Below are 17,869 nucleotides of genomic sequence, written 5' to 3'. Positions count from 1 at the left end.
CTTATCATTAAAGGATCAGTTGGTTTTATTGAGCTTTAATTGGGTGCCAGGCTCAGTGATTTAGCTTGGATGGTTCTATCAGTTGTCTAACTTGTTCGGCAGGCAAGGGTTTTGCGAAGTAATAGCCTTGCAAGTAATCAACTCCTAACTCGGTTAATTGATTCATTTGCCGTTCGGTTTCTATGCCTTCGGCAACCACGCTGTGGTTCAGGGACTTGGCAATATGCATCACGGCTTTAATGATGGCATAGCCATTGGTTTCCATACGACTGACAAATGAGCGGTCAATTTTCACGGTATTAACCGCTAAGTCTTGCATTATTGATAATGAAGAATAACCCGTACCAAAATCATCGATAGAAACCTTTATTCCCTTATCTTGTAGATCTTTAATTTGCTGCGAGAGCAGCACAATATCGGAGGTGAACACTGATTCGGTCATCTCGATATGTAGTTGTTCAGGGTGTAGTTGACTCGCACTTAATGCGTGCTCAACAATCTCAATAAAGTCCTGATCTTGAAGTTGTATGACTGATACGTTCACACACACCGCGAATTGCTGTTGGGCGGGCCAAAGAGCGGCTTCTTGGCAGGCTGAATTTAACACCCAGACGCCTATTTTTCTAATTAATCCATATTGCTCGGCAATACTAATGAATTCATCGGGTGAAATCCATTCACCATTAAATTGCCAGCGGATTAGCGCTTCGAAGGATACTATTTGTTTATCGGAAGAGCGTAAAATAGGCTGATACACTAAACTGAATTGTTGTTTATCGATGGCCTGACTCAGTCCATCTTTCAGGCGTAATTCTCGGTGAATTTTCTGCTCTAATTGTTGCGAAAATAGGCCCACTGTAGAAGGACTTAGTTTTTTTTGCGCATACATCGCTGTATCGGCTAAACGGATAAGACTGTGTTCATCTTGGGCATGTTCAGGATAAAACGCGATCCCCACCGTAGCGCCCACCGATAAACGATTATTTTCAAAGCTATAGGCCTCTGAGAGTGTTTGTATCACCTTATTTGCTAATGCAATGGCGGGTTGATGGTCGCTATTTTCTAGTGCCAATAGAAATTCATCGCCGCCCCAACGACAAAGTAATTGTTGGTTGGTGGCTAGTTGTTTTAATCGAGTCGCGGTATTGGTCAGCACCTGATCTCCGGTGTCGTGACCGATGGCATCGTTAATTTTTTTGAAGCCATCTAGGTCAATAAATAGCAGCGCAAGGTGTTGCTTGGCTTGGGCACTTTGTTGAAGTTGTTGTGCTAAATGCTGTAAAAATGCGGAGCGATTAAATAGACCCGTGAGTGGGTCTAGATTTGACAACTGGTAAATAGTCCGTGTGCGTTGTTCTACTTTTTTTTCCATCTGTTGGACTAAGGTGACATTTTGGTTTTTTAGCATAATTGCTTGCTGAGTGAATGCTGCATTGCGTTTGGCAACGACTAACATCGCTAAGCTGCAAATAATACCTAACATGCCCAAGACCTGTCGCTCGTACTGACCTGAGAGCAACAGCGCTAAGGCTGGAAACGCAACCGTGCTCGACGCATAAAACATGGCGGTATATTTATGTCCAGCCAGAGTCGTGGCCGAGCCGCCAGCCATTGCGGCAACGATAATCATATGTGTACTTAGATCGAGATCTGAGCTGTATTTACTGGTGATCACATACACAATATAGGTCGACCACATTAAAGCGGTTAGATTGGCACCGATAATAAAGCGTTGAATCGCTTTTACTTCATCGAGTTTGGTGCTTTGCTGGTGACGTTTCCACCACCATAAATCGATTAAACGCAACAATAACAAACTGCTCATGAGTAGCCACCAAGCATGTTTAAACGATTCAATTTGGGGGATATTAAAGGCGAACACGAGTATGCAGGAGGCAATTATTGAAATCAATACTCCCGAAAAAGCGTTGTCATAGAGTAAATTAGCCGCATCTCGTTGGCTATGAGCGATGAGTTGGTCCTGATTGATGGTTGTTTACCTTTAGGTTGTTATTTAATCAAAACGGATCGTCAGGTAGACGGATAAGTTTTAGCGTGCTGTTGCTTATCGGCCTTTAATCTAGAAGCTTTACTCGCTGATGATTAAATGACGCTTTTGGTGTTCAAACAAAGCATAGACCTAATGTGTGAAAGCTAGCAATCATCGCTTTACTCTAAGCTTTGTCGCCGTTAATAATAGAAATCACTAATGGTTTTTTTAAAAGGCATATGCAAAATGAATATCAAGAAGGTCGATCTGAATCTTTTGGTGTATTTAAATGTGCTATTAGAAGAGCGTAACGTCTCTCGTGCGGCGAATAAGCTTGCTTTGACTCAACCTACCATGAGTAATGCTTTAAAGCGTTTGCGTGAGCTGTTCGATGATCCTTTGCTGGTGCGTACTGCAGAAGGGATGAGTCCCACCGAAAAAGCGACCAAATTGAAACCTGAGATCGTGAGTTTATTGAGTCTGGCGGAAAAAATAACTCAACCAGATAAAGACTTCTCGCCCGCACAAAGTCGGCTTACGTTTCGTGTAATGTGTAACGATTATATTGAGGCAGCCTTGTTAGCACCATTTATTCAAAGTTTGTTAGAGTGCGCGCCTAATCTTAGTTTCGACTTGTATGGACCGGGTGATATTGGACTGGCCGATATGGAAAAGGGCCACATTGATTTAGCCTTGAACCGCTTTACCAGTTTACCGAAGACTTTTCATCAATCGAGTATTTGGCGTGACAACTTTTGCTGTTTAGTACATCAGGAGCATCCTTATGCGCAGGCGCTCGATCTAGACAGCTATTTGACGGCAGAGCACATCTGGGTAAACCAAACGGGTTGGGGAGCGGAAACTTCGCTTGTGAACAATAGAGGAGGGCAGCAATTTTCGTGGGTTGATGAAGCGCTCGCGCAACTGGATAAAACGCGCAATATTCGAGTTTATACCCGTCACTATGGCCTCACATCCTGGCTGTTGAGGCAACCTAAGCTGATTGCGACACTGCCTCGCCGTCAGGCCATGTTATACAAAGATGATCCTCAGTTACGATTGGTTCGAGTCCCATTTCAAATTGTCCCCATAGAAATTAAGATGATTTGGAGTCCTTTGCTGCAACATTCGAAGGCGCATCAATGGTTGCGGCGTTCGTTATCGACCTTTGCGAGTACTGTGGTTGACCGTTGAGCGATTACTATTCATAAAATCTATACCTTATATTGAAAAGTAAAATTTTATTTAGTTGTGTATGGACGTTACCTTAAAGGTGAAGCTTGGTTGAGCGGCGCTTGATTCAACACAACAGAATAATGATTAGTATAAGGAAGTTAACCATGAATATATCACCCCACAGCACTCAAGGTTACCAACATCGAGATGAGCTTTTTATTGACGGGTCGTTACTTGTGTTTGTCGAACAACAACTCTCAAGTCATGAGGGGGGGGCCGTGGATGACTTTCTTGAAGCCTTAGCCATTTTGGTCGACGAATTTGGCCCTCGCTATCGACGCTTAAATCAAAATAGTCAGGAGATGAGCTGTGATGAACACCTCTCTCGGTGTCAGCAAAGTTTAACGATGTCCACGGCAATTAATATTAGTCGCGGTAGTAGTAAGGCGGTACTGGATCAACACAGCTGTGCGATCCCAAGTTGTATTTTTGATGCGCTATTGACCGCGATGATTGCTCACCAGCGTGGATGGGTATTGTCCTTAAGTACGAGCAAGCCATTAGAGGCTGTTCTGATGGAAGCATTGTTTAAGCGTGCTCAGCAGTTAATGAATTTGAGTGATGTGCAAGTTGAGGTATTACCTCCATTAGATAATGTGGCCTGTATTGCACAAGCTCGTCAGCAAGCTACTTTTTCGGAAAGGTCTTTAGTGAGCCATGCATAGGGCTGTTGAATTTTGCTGAGTGCACGTTTTTTATTGCGGTAAGCCGAGAGGTCCTCTTGTGAGCGACGCAGATAAAAACGTAAAAGCCTTGAATTGAATTCTTCGGACACCGCAATTGACTATTTTTACCGCTTTATTATCTTCTTTGCCGAGAACGATATAGCGAAGACGGTTGCGGGTGCCAATCTAATCTTCACCAAATGGCTGAAAAATAACACACAAGCTTAACCGGCGGTGTCAGCGAAGCGCTTATAAGAAGGGCATATTTGTGGTGATTGAGCGCACTTCAACTGTAAAACAGCGGTGAGTGCATATATATGTATGCGCTACATGCCTTTGATGAGCTATTCTTCATTGAGCATATTCTAAGTATATTTTTTCATAAATTCTACGAGTGGTAGCGGTTTGTCAAAATAGTAACCTTGATAAGCATTAACACCACGACTGAGTAGATAATCCAGTTCACTCTGCTGCTCAATACCTTCGGCGATGGTTTGTACTTTCAGACGTTGGGCCAGATCGATAATATTTTCCAGCAATTTGATTTTATGAGTATCATGAATTGCTTGTACAAAGCTCCTGTCTATTTTTAAGTAGTCGGTGTCGATTTGATGTAAATACTTTAATGAACAGTGCCCCGTGCCAAAATCATCGAGGGCAATTTTTACGCCGATTAACTTTAGCTTATCAATCGCGGTGAAATACAGCATGTCATTGGGGAGTTCTTCACGCTCGGTGATCTCAATGATGAGCGTGTGTCCATCTTCGGCGAAGTTCTTGATGAAACGTTCGCACTCCACAAAAAATGCGGGTTCTGTTAATTGCACAGGGCAGATGTTGAATGCGATATGTAAGGGCTTACGCTTGGCGACTGGAATGTTGTTCAGAGCGGTAGTCACTTGTTCAAATAGTAGTGAGCTAATGGCACTAATTTGACCACTTTTTTCGGCGATAGAGACAAAGTCTGCGGGCAATATTAGCCCCTTGGTAGGATGCTGCCAACGCACCAATACCTCTGCGCCATTCAGCTTTCCAGAGGCATCAATCACTGGTTGAAGATAAGCCGTAAACTGTTTATAACAAATCGCTCTAGCGATACTAAAAGAAAGCCAATTAAAGGCATCGATATATTTATAAACCGCCCTTGCACCTATATTACAAATGACCAGCCATAGCGCTATCATAAGACCAAATTTGTTGAACACGTAGTGTACATAAGTTTTTAGGGAGTACTGGTAGTACACTTGAAATAAGTCATTGCCATAACTGGCTTGAGGTAGCGTATTGAAGTCCTCTACCTTGACGACGCTGGTGTGACTAAAAATGTAATCGTTGATCCTTAAATAGCTATTGAAGTTGCCTTCCACATTCTCCAGCATTTCTTTGATATGCTTTGGGTGTATTCCAAAATCGATAAAGTTGCTACCGGAAACTGGGATGGCAATTAGTACCTCGCCTTTTTCTTGCTCTTGATCATAGACGTCAAAGATAGTTGAAGGGACAAAAAACATCCGTTTTGATTGCGCAGCATGATTATTGTTCGAGAGCTTAATATCTTGATAGTTGGGTAGTGTGCTGCATTGTATTTGTCGTTGATTTACCCAACTGATACTTCTTATATTGGAGCTACTTAATACCGCATTTTCTGCTCGAGCCTTAAACAGCGGGCAATCCTTGGGCATTTGCATATCTTTAAATGAATACTCATAAAAGTTATTCATATCTTTGGTCATTGAATTGAGTTGTTGGTAGATGGCGGCGGAGTGGGCCATCCCTTCATTCTCAACATTTTGGTAGGCTAACAGGCAGATGAAAGCGAGTCCAAAAAAGTTCGAAATCCAAATAAAGGTTCTGCTACTGATATAGGTCGATAATTGCATAGTGACGATGTGCGGCGCTTTATCTTTTTTACATACTATGTTGATATAAACGATGATATGCAAGTTAATTTATTGTCGATGATGTCGCCGTTCTTATCTGTTCGTATCGCTGATCGGTCACACTGTAAAATAATTGTAAGATCTCGCAAAATTATTATTACGTAGCATAAGGTAGCAAAAAACCGTTTACCTTGATCAATTAACCATATTTTTGGATAAACGCTGCGAGCGCGAGCGGTCCATCAAAGTAGTGGCCTTGATAATAGTTTACCCCTCGACTGAGCAGAAAATCGAGCTCACACTGTTGTTCTATACCTTCGGCAATCGTTTGCACTTTTAGGCGCTGAGCGAGGTCGATAATATTTTCTAGTAACTCTATTTTGTGGGCATCGTGGATCGCTTGCACAAAACTCCGGTCAATTTTTAAATAATCAGTGTCGATTTGATGTAGATATTTGAGAGAACAATGGCCAGTACCAAAATCATCGAGGGCCATTTTCACGCCGATTGATTTCAATCGTTCGATCGCGACAAGATACTCATCGCCATTGGGGAGTTCTTCACGTTCCGTGAGTTCAACGATCAAAACATAGCCATATTTGGCAAAGTTTTCGATAAAGTGCTGGCAATCGGTAAAAAAAACGGGCTCGGTTAATTGGATCGGACAGATGTTGAAGGCGATATGTAAGGGCTTACGATTGACCTCGGGAATATTGTTTAAGGCGATACTCACTTGTTGAAATAATTGACCACTAATGGCACTGATTTGCCCTGTTTTTTCTGCGACGCCAACAAAGTCACTCGGCAAAATCAGTCCTTTATTTGGATGTTGCCAGCGCACTAGCACTTCACCGCCAATTGGCAGGCCTGAGGCATCAAATACGGGCTGTAGATAAGCGGTAAAGTGCTTATTTTTTATGGCTCGTGAAATACTAAAACTTAGCCAATTGAAGGTGTCGATATAGTTATAAACTGCTCTTGCTCCAACAGTGCTGATAATGAGCCATAGTGCAATGAGTATGCCGAATTTGTTGAAGAGGTATTGCAGATAAGTTTTTAATGAATATTGATAATAGACCTGAAACAAGTCATTGCTATAACGTGGCTTAGCCAGTTTTTTGAACATTTGGACTTGGCTGATAGATGAACGACTAAAAATGTAATCTCCTAGCTTTAAGTAACTATTAAAGTTTGCTTCAACATTTTCTAACAACCCCATGAGATGCTGAGGGTGTATGCCAAAATAAATATAGTGCTCGTTTGATACCGGGATCGTTATCAGTACCACCCCTTTTTCTACAATCTGAGAATTAACACTAAAGATGGTCTGCGGAACAAAAAATATCTGTTGATGTTGGGCCGCACTGTATTTGGGGGAAAGTGACACGCTTTGATAATTGGGTAAGCTACTGCAGAGTAATGTTTTCTGATACACCCAGCTAACACTTCTCACCACCGAGCTGTTGAGTATGGTATTGGTTGCCTGCTGGGTAAACAGAGGGCAGTCTTCGGGTAAATGGATATCTTTAAATGAAGTGCTATATAAGTCTTTTACCTCACTCATCATTGAATTGAGTTGTCGGTAGACCGATGCGGAGTGCGTGCTCGCTTTGTCTTCGATGTCTTGATACGCAAATATACAGATGAAAGCGAGTCCAATTAGGTTTGAACTCCATATAAAGCTTCTCATGTGAATATAGCTTGATAATTGCATAGTGAAGATTATTAATTTTGTATTATAAATTTACTATGTTGACATAAATATTCACTCTTAAGTTAATTAATTATCAGTTTTGAGTGCTTGCTCAATTGCTCATGTATCAGTATTCGCGCTTGAACACCATCTTGGGTCATAAAGGACGAAGTCCAGTTTACTATCGTGGGCAACAAAGGTGGTTTTGGAATAAGTAATACTTTGTGCGATGGGTCACTTTTAGGCATCGTTGAGAGTACCAGTATTCAAGACCTCCAGTCGGACGACTCCCCAAACTGTCAGAAGGTAAATGCCTTTATCCCTTGATATTTTACATATGTTTGATCACTGCCACGCCGAATTCAGAACAACTGACTTCGCTGGCTTGCTCAATCATTCGGGCAAAGTCGTAGGTGACGGTGCGGGCCGCAATGGCCCCCTCTACGCCTTGGCTAATCAGTTGTGCGGCTTCCGTCCAACCAATGTGTTTCAGCATCATTTGGGCGCATAGAATAATTGAGCAAGGATTAACCTTATCTTGCCCCGCTAGACGTGGGACTGTGCCATGGGTGGGTTCGAAAAAGGCCACTTCACTACTTAAATTAGCGCCAGGGGCGATACCTATACCGCCGACATGGGCGGCTAGCGCATCGGCCAGTAGATCGCCATTTTGGTTCATGGTGGCAATTACATCATAGTGCTCTGGATGTAAGGTGACTTGTTGAAACATATTATCGGCAATCACGTCTTTTAGTACCAATGGTGCTCGTCCATCGTCACGCGGGATTTCTAACCAATAGCCATTGGGATGTCTTTGCGCAGCAAATTCTTGTTCGGCTAATTCATATCCCCAGTTTTTAAAGGCTCCTTCGGTGAACTTCATAATATTGCCTTTATGCACCAGGGTCACCGATTGCCGCTGGTGGTCTAAGGCATATTGGATGGCGTGGCGGATCAGTCGCTTGGAGCCCTGCTCTGAAATATGTTTAATGCCAATGCCGCAGTGTTCACTAAAACGTAACTTAGTCACGCCCATTTGTTGTTGTAAAAATTCGATGATGCGCTCGGCATCAATACTATCGGCCTTCCACTCTATGCCGCTATAAATGTCTTCGGAGTTCTCTCTAAAAACCACCATATCGGTTAGTTCAGGATGTTTGAGTGGGGAGGGCACGCCTTTAAACCAGCGGATTGGGCGAATATTAACGAATAGGTCCATTTCTTGGCGAAGCGAAATGTTTAGAGAACGAAAACCGCCGCCAATAGGGGTTGTGAGGGGCCCCTTTATGGCAACTCGGTGTTCTCTAATCGCGCCGAGAGTTTCTTGTGGAAACCAATCGCCGTCGTACATGGCAGCAGCTTTTTCACCATTGAATACCTCCATCCACATGATCTGACGTTGCTTTCCATAGGCCTTGGCCACTGCGGCATCGACCACCTTAAGCATCACAGGGGTGATATCGACTCCGATTCCGTCGCCTTCGATATAGGCAATAATTGGAGTATTGGGTACTTGCAAGCCATGCTGTGGGTCGAGGGTTATTTTTTCTCCGCCAGCGGGAACGACAATATGTTGGTAATCCATTCGAGTGGCCTTTGAGTGTAACAACAAATGTTTACTCTACTTGGGGCGAAGCTCAAGGGCAATTGTCGTCACCGCGAGAAGTGAACTTGTCGCGGTTTTTATGACGGACTGAATAAGCAAGCGACAAACCTTGGCTCAGTTCAGCTCTGTTTGGGCTTGCTTAGTCTGGCGCAGCTGCCGGCGCAAAATTTTACCAACATTGCTTTTGGGCAACTCTGTTCGGTACTCGATCAATTTGGGGATCTTGTAACCGGTGAGGTGTTTACGGCAGTGCTTTTTAATCTCTTCGCGACCGACTCTCGCCTTACAGACCACAAATAATTTGATCTGTTCTCCGGTGATATCATCAGCAATGCCAATCGCTGCGGCTTCGACGATCGAGGGGTGTAAGGTAGCCACTTCTTCAATTTCGCTCGGAAATACATTAAAGCCAGACACAATAATCATGTCTTTCTTACGATCTTCGATGAAGAAATGCCCTCTTTCGTCCATCCGGCCAATATCTCCGGATTTAATCCATCCATCGTCACTAAGTACTTCGGCAGTTTCTTCGGGTTGGTTCCAATAGCCTTTCATCACCTGCGGCCCCTTGATTTGCAATTCGCCAATACCGCCCATTTCTAGTTCTTGTCCTTGTTCATCGACAATGCGTATTTGCGTGCTGGGCATCGGCACCCCAATAGATGCAATGAAGGATTGCTGCTGGTGGGTTCCTGCTGCAACAACGGGTGAACATTCGGTTAAACCGTAACCTTCAATTACCGGCATTTGGGTGAGTTCTTGCCATTGTTCGGCGATATGCTTTTGGGTAGCCATCCCGCCACCGATGGTAAAGCGAGCCTTCGAAAAATCCAGTTGGCGAAAACCAGCATGATTGAGCAAGGCATTAAATAGGGTATTCAGGCCAAAAATCATGGTGAAGGGGTAATTACGCAAGTCGCGAACAAAACTGTCGAGGTCGCGGGGATTGGTAATCAATAAGTTATTTCCGCCAATATGCATAATAAACATCATGCTCACAGTATTGGCAAAAATATGGTATAGCGGCAGCGGCGTCACGGCGTGCTCTTTATCATAGAGGGTGCGAGGCCCAAAGTGATAGTAGACTTGCAGCACGTTCGCGACGACATTGTGATGGGTGAGCATTGCGCCTTTCGCCACGCCAGTGGTTCCGCCAGTATATTGTAAGTAGGCGATGTCATCGCCAGTGAGATGAGGTTTTTTGTAAACTAAGCTCTTGCCTTGGGTGAGCGCTCTACGCATCGAAATTGCGCCAGGCAGATTGTATTTAGGCACCATTTTTTTAACGTACTTCACGACAAAGTTAACCAGTGTTCGCCGATGCGGTGCTAATTGATCGCCAATGCTGGTGAGGATCACATGCTTGAGCTGGGTCGACTTAATCACCTGTTGCAGACTATTGCCAAAGTTAGTGACCGCGACGATTGCTGTGGCGCCAGAATCACGTAACTGATGTTTTAGCTCGCGCGGGGTATAAAGTGGATTTACATTGACCACCACTAAACCCGCCCGCAGAGCGCCAAATAAAGCGATAGGATATTGCAGCAAGTTAGGCATCATCAGCGCGATCCGCTCCCCCTGCTGCATGCCTAAATATTGCAGGTAAGCGGCGAAGGCAAGAGACTGTTGATCGAGTTCTTGGTAGCTGAGTTTGTGTCCCATGTTGACAAAAGCGGTCTGCTCAGCATATTTTTTGGCACTATGGTCAAATAATTCCAAAATATTTTGGAAGCGTTCCGTGTCAATGCTTGCCGGAACATCTTCTGGGTAGCTTTTTAGCCAAGGTTGTTCTGTTGAATTCATTTTCTATCCTCGCCCTCGGTTTAGCATTGCGACAGCTTGATCAAATTCAGCATCAACAATGGGTTAGTGATCTCACTAACGATGGGCTACTTGTTAACGCTCGCAAGGTTAGCCTATCAGCTGCATAAACCCTAGCGCATTTTTGTAAATGGTTGAGCTAAATCGTCCGATTATTGGGAGGTTTTATAGCTTTAGCCAAATTTTCAGCAGAAATCTTATGAATACAGTAGCTTGTTGGTTTTTTGAACTATATATCTTGGGCTACTAATTAGATTGGAGTGGAGGTTTTGTCTCATTGTACCTATGACTGGTGATTGCGATTAAGGGCGCTGTAATTTACGTAACATCCTGTGGTCGTTTGCGATATGATCGAGCCGCATAGCTAGTTTTAGAGGTTTACAATGGCGCGTCAGGTTACATACACCTATCAAAACACCACCAAGGTGATTAATTTTTCTTTCGATAAATATTATGACATTCACGAAGCGGTGGCGGCCGCGGAAGGGATCGATCTTCATGCTTTTTTGGCAATGGAAAAACAGCTTGCCATGTCAACTCGCGATAAAGGAACCCTGAAAGCATATCGTGAAAAAGAGTTTCAACGTTTGGGCTTTAGTCATATTCGTTTTTTAAAAGATGAAGAAAAAACTTAGGCTTGCTGTCGTTAGTTGGGCAAGGGGAGCTGTTTAATCAGAGATGGGGTCCAGCAAGGTCCTTAAGTGGAAATACGGCGCACAGCGCTGTTTGGTTTATTGGCATTAAGCAGGGTCGGCAATCTATATGCGGACAACAATGCTGTTCCCTATATTGAGGGGAGAGACAAGGCTCTCTGTGGCTGTTCGATATTTATCGATGAGGGTGGGACCTACAAGTTAGCAGGCACCGTCTGTTGGCCCATTTCCACCATGGCTTGACCAAGTTATAGCAAGCAGTGACAGCGAGCTAGAAGATGAAACTCTGTGTGCCCAACCAGTCGTTGATGCTACCTCTTCCGGTGGGGGAGCCTTTGGTGGGGTGCGGTCGGCGATGTTGGCTATTCTGTTATGGGTTCGCCGTGCGCGACGCTAAGTGAAATAGAATCAGCTGATTCGTTTTTTAGCTATTTCGCTGATTCTTTATATTGCCCTAGCTGATCTTACCGTTTTTATTGATTTGGCTTTGATTGACTCAGGGTTTATTTGGCCGAACCACCATTTGTCGCTGGAACCATAGAGTGACATAATTGAATCATACTGTGACATAATTTACCCATAGAGTGACAAATTTGCCCCATACCTTGACGTAAGGTATGTTGGTTTAAGGTTTGTTGCACATGGGTATTTTTATGTACATCAGAAGCTTGTGAAAACCCTCACCGAATAAAAACATCTTTAAGTTTGCTAGCGTCAAAGTTAATAGTGCTAACTGAATGCGCCGCAATACGTGTTTGGCGTTACCCCGTAAAAACCATAATCTCTCGCCCGCTGTAAGCCCTTGGGCAATATATGCTGCAAGGTAAGCTTTAAGAATGTGAAGGTCGGCAAGGTCATGTATGTCGTGCTGGGTAAGCATGCATCGAATGAAGAATGATGACTAACCAATAGTTTTGTCGAGTTATCGCAACACTAACGTGCTTTTGCCCCGTTCTGTGTTAGCAACGGGGTAAAAGCTTTCGCCTACGGCGACGTCATTAAGCTTCAACGAGCAAAGCTTAGCTAAGCAAAAAGAAAGCTCGCCCTGCATCTTCTTAAACCCTGCGTTGCTCATTCTCAAGGGCGTTGAAGTAAACACTACGCTCAAACAGACTTCAACTTTGCACCCTTGTTCATTTGCGCTACTCGGCGAAGATGAAGGGATTTAAAAGCGTAATCTTGGCTATCGAGAGTGTGAAAGGTTTTTGTTTTTAGAATGGGTGTCTAGTTTATTCTTTGCTCCCTTGTTCATTTGCGCTACTCGGCGCAGATGATGGGACTTAAAAGCGTAATTTTGGCTAGCGAGAGTGTGAAAGGTTTTTGTTTTTAGAATGGGTGTCTAGTTTATTTGAGTTTATTTGTTCACAAACAGACTTCAACTTTGCTCCCTTGTTCATTTGCGCTACTCGGCGAAGATGATGGGATTTAAAAACACAATCTTGGCTATCGAGAGTGTAAAAGATTTTTGTTTTTAGAATGGGTGTCTAGTTTATTTATTAAGCGGTGAACAGCGCTTCATACGACTTCACGTCGCACGCCCCATTGTGTGTTAGCAACGGGGTAAAAGCTTTCGCCTACGGCGACGTCATTAAGCTTCAACGAGCAAAGCTTAGCTAAGCAAAAAGAAAGCTCGCCCTGCATCTTCTTAAACCCTGCGTTGCTCATTCTCAAGGGCGTTGAAGTAAACACTACGCTCAAACAGACTTCAACTTTGCACCCTTGTTCATTTGCGCTACTCGGCGAAGATGAAGGGATTTAAAAGCGTAATCTTGGCTATCGAGAGTGTGAAAGGTTTTTGTTTTTAGAATGGGTGTCTAGTTTATTTACAAAATTTTGAATTAGTTGAGCTTCCAAGGTTTGCGCACTTTTTAACTGTGTATTTGCGGCTCTTCACCGAATGTAGTGGAAACACTTTCAACAAACATTAATGAGCGAGATAATAAGTAAACGTTCATTAATACCTCGCGACTATGCAAGACACGACGCTTTATCAATCCATTCTTGGATTAACTCATCCTTGGGCTGTTTCATCTGTTGAACTCAATGAGTCAACCCAAACCATCACCGTACGCGTTGACTATGACCGAGGTTCATTAACGGCTTGCCCCTCTTGCGGTAAGGCTGTTCGTCGACACGATACTCGGCGGCGGGCTTGGCGACATTTAGATACCTGTCAGTTTGAAACGCGCATTGAAGCGAATGTTCCTAGGGCTGATTGTCCAGAGCATGGAGTACAAACACTTCAAGTGCCTTGGGCTACCAGTCATAGTCGCTACACAGAGCTGTTTGAGGCTCGCGTTATAGAGATGCTTAAAGTCAGTTCCTTATACGCGGTGAGTAAAACCTATCGGCTTAGCTGGGGAGCCATCGACCGTATTATGGCACGAGCCGTTCAACGCGGTCTGACAGCCAGAACCACCATCAACTACCAAGACCTGTTGGTCGATGAAACGGCATTTAAGAAAGGCCATGACTATGTCACGGTATTATCCAATCGTGATGGTCAGGTGATATCGGTTGAAGACGGTCGAACAGGCCTGAGCTTATCAGCTTGCTTTAAGGCATTGCCCCCTGAGTCAACAATGGTTACACGTTCCATATCGATGGACATGAGCAGAGCATATATAAACGCAGCATATGACTACTTCGGTGAGCGGGCTAAGCAAATGATAGCCATAGACCATTTTCATATCGCAAAGGTCCTCACTAAAGCGGTGAATGAAGTGAGAAAAAGCGAACTCATGGCGTTGCCCCAGCATTTAAAAAGAGAGTGCCATCAAACACGGTATGGATGGTTAAAACGAAACAGCCACCTACATGGGACATTGAGAGAAAGAGTGAATGCGCTGGCCAAAATGATGCAAAATACTGGCTTGAGCTGGATATTCAAAGAGCAAGCAAGGGCCATTTGGTATGGCCATGCAGATAACGCCAAAGCAGCTTGGAATGATTGGTTGGCACTCATAAAGGTCAGTCAAATCAGGCCGATGATGACAGCAGCAGAAACCGTGAAAGCGCACTTAAAGGGCATCATCAATGCGATGCGTTATAAGGTATCAAATGGCTTGGCAGAAGCGATAAATGGAAACATTCAGCGCCTAAAAATACGTTCGATGGGTTTTAGAAATAAAGAACGCTTTAAACGAGCTATTTTATTTCACTTTGGAGGGCTTGATATGACTTTCCACCAAGAACGGTGAAGAGCCGTATTTGCACAGTGTTTCTGGTTTTGTTTGCGTCATTTGTCAAAGCAATCAATGAAAGAAATGGATCGGCGATTGATTGATGCCGAGTAAAAAACTAAGGTAGACAATGGGTTAATATCAAATCATTAATTGATGAGCGAATGTGATGAAGGTCATGTTTTTTGTGATAGGCCGCACGTGCAGCCTACTTAGCGTTAGATGAAAATCATGAATACAAGTCAGTGGATAGATTTTGGAATATCGGAGACGGAAACAGCACTTGCACTGCTATATTCATATATGCAGTTTAAGAAAATGCTAGCTTCGGAAAATGATGTAAATCTGATTAATAGGAACCCTGAGTTCTGGATGTTACACACTGGCTCCGTACAACATACGTTGTTTTTATATCTTGGTAGGATTTCGGATGACTCAAGAGGTACTAAATCATTTTCTGGCTTAAAAAATCATTGCATTATGAATGTATCGGATTTTTCCAGAGATGAATTTTTAAAGAGAAAACCAAACATCCTTAGTCTAAATGAAAGTTTTCTGAATGGTAAAGTAGAGCCAACTAAGGAAGATCTTGCTAAGCTTTTTAAAACCTCCTCAGAACATAACCAGTTTCTTAGGGGTGCGTGTAAGAAAATACGAAGTGAGGTTTTTGCTCATGCTATTCTTACAGAAAAACATGAATACTCACATCTTTTTGAACAAGTTAGTCTTGAAAGAATTGAGAGTTCTCTATTGGCATTCTGGTCAATTTCACAACATCTATGGCAGTGCTATCACAACGCCAGAACGATCAGAGTTGAAGTCTTGGAGTACCCTGAAAAAGAGCGTATATTCAAAAATACTGCAGAGGCTATCCGTGGCATCATCTAATCGGGTAGCCGGAGGTGTCTAACCTCCAGCCCCCACAACACCCTGCATGCGGCTCCGCACAGGGCGTTTCCTGAAAACGGTTAAAATACAACGGCCGATTAGCTCCTTTGCATTCCAATGATGGCTTCTGTTTTTTGCGCCATGACTCCTCAGTCCGGTCGGATACGGAGACAATGAGCTGCACAGGCTCCTCATTGATTTTCAGGTTCAGGCCTTCACCGTGTCCCAACCATTACGATGGGCGTTGGGCTACTATGCCGTCTGCTGACTTCTGCTTAATCACCGTTTGAGTTACCCCAAATAGCGCTATCGTTGTTCATCGTATTTGCTCACTTAAGTTGATGAGAATTAAGTGCCAGGCCTGTTGAACTAGCGGCCAAGCTAGTCAGTTTAACGATCGCCTGTTAAGCAGATCTCCCCAGATAAGAACATGCACTGTCTCTGCACTGCTGCATCATTTACGGTGGCCGTTAGATCACATGGCTTCGTTGTCTTGTGCCAACTCGCCTCCAGCCTACGCCTCATATGATGTTCTTGTTCATCAGCTCGCCCTCTCTTTAGATAAAAAGGCGTCCGGCTTCCTTCAGACATTCCCTCGCGGCAATGCCCTTGCCATTCGCTAGTAGTTAGCGTTTAATAATCAGAATGTTATTAAACGGTGACCTTCCTACAGAGGACTTTCACCTCATTAGTTCATGCCCATGCTGGGCGTACACAAGGCGCTAAAGTCGGACGCTCAATGCTACGTTTCGCTCTTGCGAATGGCTTCGCCATTTTGTCGCAACGCTACACTCCCGCATTGGCGCCGCTTAGCTTGGCGTTAGGTCTCAGTGTTACCAACAAGGATGTGTATGTATAAATTAATAATAGTTTTAATAAGTTTTTTGCTAATCAGTTGCGCAAGTACCCAAGACTCAAGTTTTAGGCCTCAAACGTTCGAGACCAAAGGTTCCTATGTTCATAGTGTAACTACCACGGAGTACCCTGAAACTCTGGCTGGTTTCAAACTTGTTTCTGTGACTCAATATAATAAAGATGGCACTGATATCAGTGTTGCTTACAATTACTTCTCAGATACAACACCTATTGTACTAACTGTTTATAGCTATCCAGCACCAGATTTTATTTCAATTGGCTCACCAGATGACGTTGTAGAGGATATGAGACTTCAACTGTTTCTGAACAGGTTTAATGGTACAAAAAACTATATCTTAAAGAACAAAAGTAATGCTGAATTAACTTCTGAAGGTCCATTTGAGATATCACAAGACAACTTACAGCCTCCAGGTATGGTTGCAAAGTTCAAATATTCTGAACGGTTTGCTGGTGAGTTTATGGATTTACGCTCTTCTTTGTATCTGTTTCAAGTTGGTGAATCACTATATAAATATCGAATTACGTATCCTGAAACTGTAAATGTCGATTCACAAATAAGTGAGTTTATGAATCAACTTGAACTTAAATAAAGACCTAACAAGAAATTCAACTGGAAGATGTAGTTGATCCGATTCTTCCTTACTTTCTCTAATCCGAAACGCCTTCGAACAAGTGAATGCTCTAACAAGCTTCTGTCCAAAAGTGTGTTTGGGGGCGGCAAACATACGAAATGCACTATGCCATATTATGGTTCTATTTTATGTCAAACTATGGTTCAAATTTTGGATTTGCATTAGATGTAACGCTGGTCCTTATGTCACTTTATAGTTCCAGCGACACCATTCGCCCGCTTTCTAAAAAACTGTCAAAATAAACCTGCATCGAGCTGTCATTTCTGGTAAATTACGCTCGCATTTTAATATGCCACTAACAAGCTGTCTCAGGGAATACTGCATTGCAGTTGAGAGCGTCCACCCCAAGGAGCGGGCCAGCAATTTGGACGAACCAGTTCGCTTGTTAATGAGAATCTTATGCAACATTTATTTGCCAATATCGTCGGCCTTTCGGGGACCGCTTTAGTCGTAGGAGCTTTCTTCCTACTCCAGTTAGAACGCTTAAACCCAAAACAGCTCAGTTACAACTTAATGAATCTCAGTGGTGCAGTATTGTTGCTGATTAGCCTATGCATCAACTTTAATTTAGCCAGTTTTATTATTGAACTGTTCTGGATTAGTGCTTCGCTAGTAGGCATTGTCAAATACCTTAAACGCTCGCCGGCGATGGCTTAAGTCCCGTGTAGTTAAGCATTCTATATACGGAGTGCTTAACTTTAATGGCTATCCTTCTATCCTTTAACATATAATTTACCATCTTGCTTA

12 protein-coding genes and 1 pseudogene are annotated in these 17,869 nt (G+C 43.4%); 7 read left to right on the top strand and 6 right to left on the bottom strand.

All coding sequences use genetic code 11. The features are described from left to right. Positions 1–52: 52 nt before the first annotated feature. Positions 53–1,825, bottom strand: coding sequence for a putative bifunctional diguanylate cyclase/phosphodiesterase (locus ACRRSY_RS17380; RefSeq protein WP_432451996.1), 1,773 nt, complete (start codon positions 1,823–1,825; stop codon positions 53–55). Between the two features lie 411 nt (positions 1,826–2,236). On the opposite strand from ACRRSY_RS17380, the gene ACRRSY_RS17375 reads away from it, so the two are divergent. Together ACRRSY_RS17375 and ACRRSY_RS17370 are read left to right on the top strand one after the other, a co-directional pair. Next, positions 2,237–3,184, top strand: a complete 948-nt coding sequence (locus tag ACRRSY_RS17375) for a LysR family transcriptional regulator (protein ID WP_432451997.1) — start codon at positions 2,237–2,239, stop codon at positions 3,182–3,184. Positions 3,185–3,330: 146 nt separating this feature from the next. Then, positions 3,331–3,891, top strand: coding sequence for a hypothetical protein (locus ACRRSY_RS17370; protein WP_432451998.1), 561 nt, complete (start codon positions 3,331–3,333; stop codon positions 3,889–3,891). Between the two features lie 365 nt (positions 3,892–4,256). Here ACRRSY_RS17370 and ACRRSY_RS17365 read toward each other — a convergent pair whose 3' ends face one another. The 4 genes from ACRRSY_RS17365 to ACRRSY_RS17350 form a co-directional block, all read right to left on the bottom strand. Then, on the bottom strand, positions 4,257–5,771 hold the full coding sequence (locus ACRRSY_RS17365; protein ID WP_432459972.1) for an EAL domain-containing protein: 1,515 nt from the start codon (positions 5,769–5,771) through the stop codon (positions 4,257–4,259). 199 nt (positions 5,772–5,970) lie between these two features. After that, a complete protein-coding gene (locus ACRRSY_RS17360; protein ID WP_432459971.1) occupies positions 5,971–7,461 on the bottom strand; it encodes an EAL domain-containing protein in 1,491 nt (496 codons plus the stop codon). A 334-nt stretch (positions 7,462–7,795) separates the two neighbouring features. After that, on the bottom strand, positions 7,796–9,049 hold the full coding sequence (gene icd / locus ACRRSY_RS17355) for an NADP-dependent isocitrate dehydrogenase (protein WP_432459970.1): 1,254 nt from the start codon (positions 9,047–9,049) through the stop codon (positions 7,796–7,798). Positions 9,050–9,184: 135 nt separating this feature from the next. Then, positions 9,185–10,873, bottom strand: a complete 1,689-nt coding sequence (locus ACRRSY_RS17350; RefSeq protein WP_432452002.1) for an AMP-binding protein — start codon at positions 10,871–10,873, stop codon at positions 9,185–9,187. Positions 10,874–11,274: 401 nt separating this feature from the next. Here ACRRSY_RS17350 and ACRRSY_RS17345 point away from each other — a divergent pair, with 401 nt between their 5' ends. Next, positions 11,275–11,526 (top strand): DUF2960 domain-containing protein, encoded by a 252-nt coding sequence (locus ACRRSY_RS17345; RefSeq protein WP_432452003.1) that lies wholly within the window; start codon positions 11,275–11,277, stop codon positions 11,524–11,526. A gap of 733 nt (positions 11,527–12,259) precedes the next feature. Here the strand turns inward: ACRRSY_RS17345 and ACRRSY_RS17340 are convergent. Then, positions 12,260–12,399, bottom strand: a pseudogene (locus ACRRSY_RS17340) (transposase); the annotation flags it as partial. A 1,115-nt stretch (positions 12,400–13,514) separates the two neighbouring features. On the opposite strand from ACRRSY_RS17340, the gene ACRRSY_RS17335 reads away from it, so the two are divergent. The 4 genes from ACRRSY_RS17335 to ACRRSY_RS17320 all read left to right on the top strand — a co-directional run bounded on the left by ACRRSY_RS17335 (position 13,515) and on the right by ACRRSY_RS17320 (position 17,779). Continuing rightward, positions 13,515–14,744 carry an ISL3 family transposase gene (locus ACRRSY_RS17335; protein ID WP_432463710.1) on the top strand — a complete coding sequence of 410 codons (1,230 nt, stop codon included), beginning with the start codon at positions 13,515–13,517 and terminating at the stop codon, positions 14,742–14,744. A 213-nt stretch (positions 14,745–14,957) separates the two neighbouring features. Further along, on the top strand, positions 14,958–15,614 hold the full coding sequence (locus tag ACRRSY_RS17330) for a hypothetical protein (protein WP_432459969.1): 657 nt from the start codon (positions 14,958–14,960) through the stop codon (positions 15,612–15,614). An 851-nt stretch (positions 15,615–16,465) separates the two neighbouring features. After that, the gene (locus ACRRSY_RS17325; RefSeq protein WP_432459968.1) at positions 16,466–17,080 is read left to right on the top strand and encodes a hypothetical protein; all 615 of its coding nucleotides are present in this window, start codon (positions 16,466–16,468) and stop codon (positions 17,078–17,080) included. Between the two features lie 441 nt (positions 17,081–17,521). Then, the gene (locus ACRRSY_RS17320; protein WP_432452011.1) at positions 17,522–17,779 is read left to right on the top strand and encodes a CBU_0592 family membrane protein; all 258 of its coding nucleotides are present in this window, start codon (positions 17,522–17,524) and stop codon (positions 17,777–17,779) included. The last annotated feature ends 90 nt before the right edge of the window (positions 17,780–17,869 follow it).

Source organism: Agarivorans sp. QJM3NY_33, from assembly GCF_050870865.2.
Classification (GTDB): Bacteria; Pseudomonadota; Gammaproteobacteria; order Enterobacterales; family Celerinatantimonadaceae; genus Agarivorans.
Note: the sequence above shows the minus strand (reverse complement) of the source record. Positions and strands in the feature narration are given on the sequence as shown.

Coding starts and splice junctions, on each gene's coding strand:
- ACRRSY_RS17380 (WP_432451996.1), bottom strand. CDS start 1,825: ATGAGCAGTTTGTTATTGTTGCGTTTAATCGATTTATGGTGGTGGAAA.
- ACRRSY_RS17375 (WP_432451997.1), top strand. CDS start 2,237: ATGAATATCAAGAAGGTCGATCTGAATCTTTTGGTGTATTTAAATGTG.
- ACRRSY_RS17370 (WP_432451998.1), top strand. CDS start 3,331: ATGAATATATCACCCCACAGCACTCAAGGTTACCAACATCGAGATGAG.
- ACRRSY_RS17365 (WP_432459972.1), bottom strand. CDS start 5,771: ATGCAATTATCGACCTATATCAGTAGCAGAACCTTTATTTGGATTTCG.
- ACRRSY_RS17360 (WP_432459971.1), bottom strand. CDS start 7,461: ATGAGAAGCTTTATATGGAGTTCAAACCTAATTGGACTCGCTTTCATC.
- icd (WP_432459970.1), bottom strand. CDS start 9,049: ATGGATTACCAACATATTGTCGTTCCCGCTGGCGGAGAAAAAATAACC.
- ACRRSY_RS17350 (WP_432452002.1), bottom strand. CDS start 10,873: ATGAATTCAACAGAACAACCTTGGCTAAAAAGCTACCCAGAAGATGTT.
- ACRRSY_RS17345 (WP_432452003.1), top strand. CDS start 11,275: ATGGCGCGTCAGGTTACATACACCTATCAAAACACCACCAAGGTGATT.
- ACRRSY_RS17335 (WP_432463710.1), top strand. CDS start 13,515: ATGCAAGACACGACGCTTTATCAATCCATTCTTGGATTAACTCATCCT.
- ACRRSY_RS17330 (WP_432459969.1), top strand. CDS start 14,958: ATGAATACAAGTCAGTGGATAGATTTTGGAATATCGGAGACGGAAACA.
- ACRRSY_RS17325 (WP_432459968.1), top strand. CDS start 16,466: ATGTATAAATTAATAATAGTTTTAATAAGTTTTTTGCTAATCAGTTGC.
- ACRRSY_RS17320 (WP_432452011.1), top strand. CDS start 17,522: ATGCAACATTTATTTGCCAATATCGTCGGCCTTTCGGGGACCGCTTTA.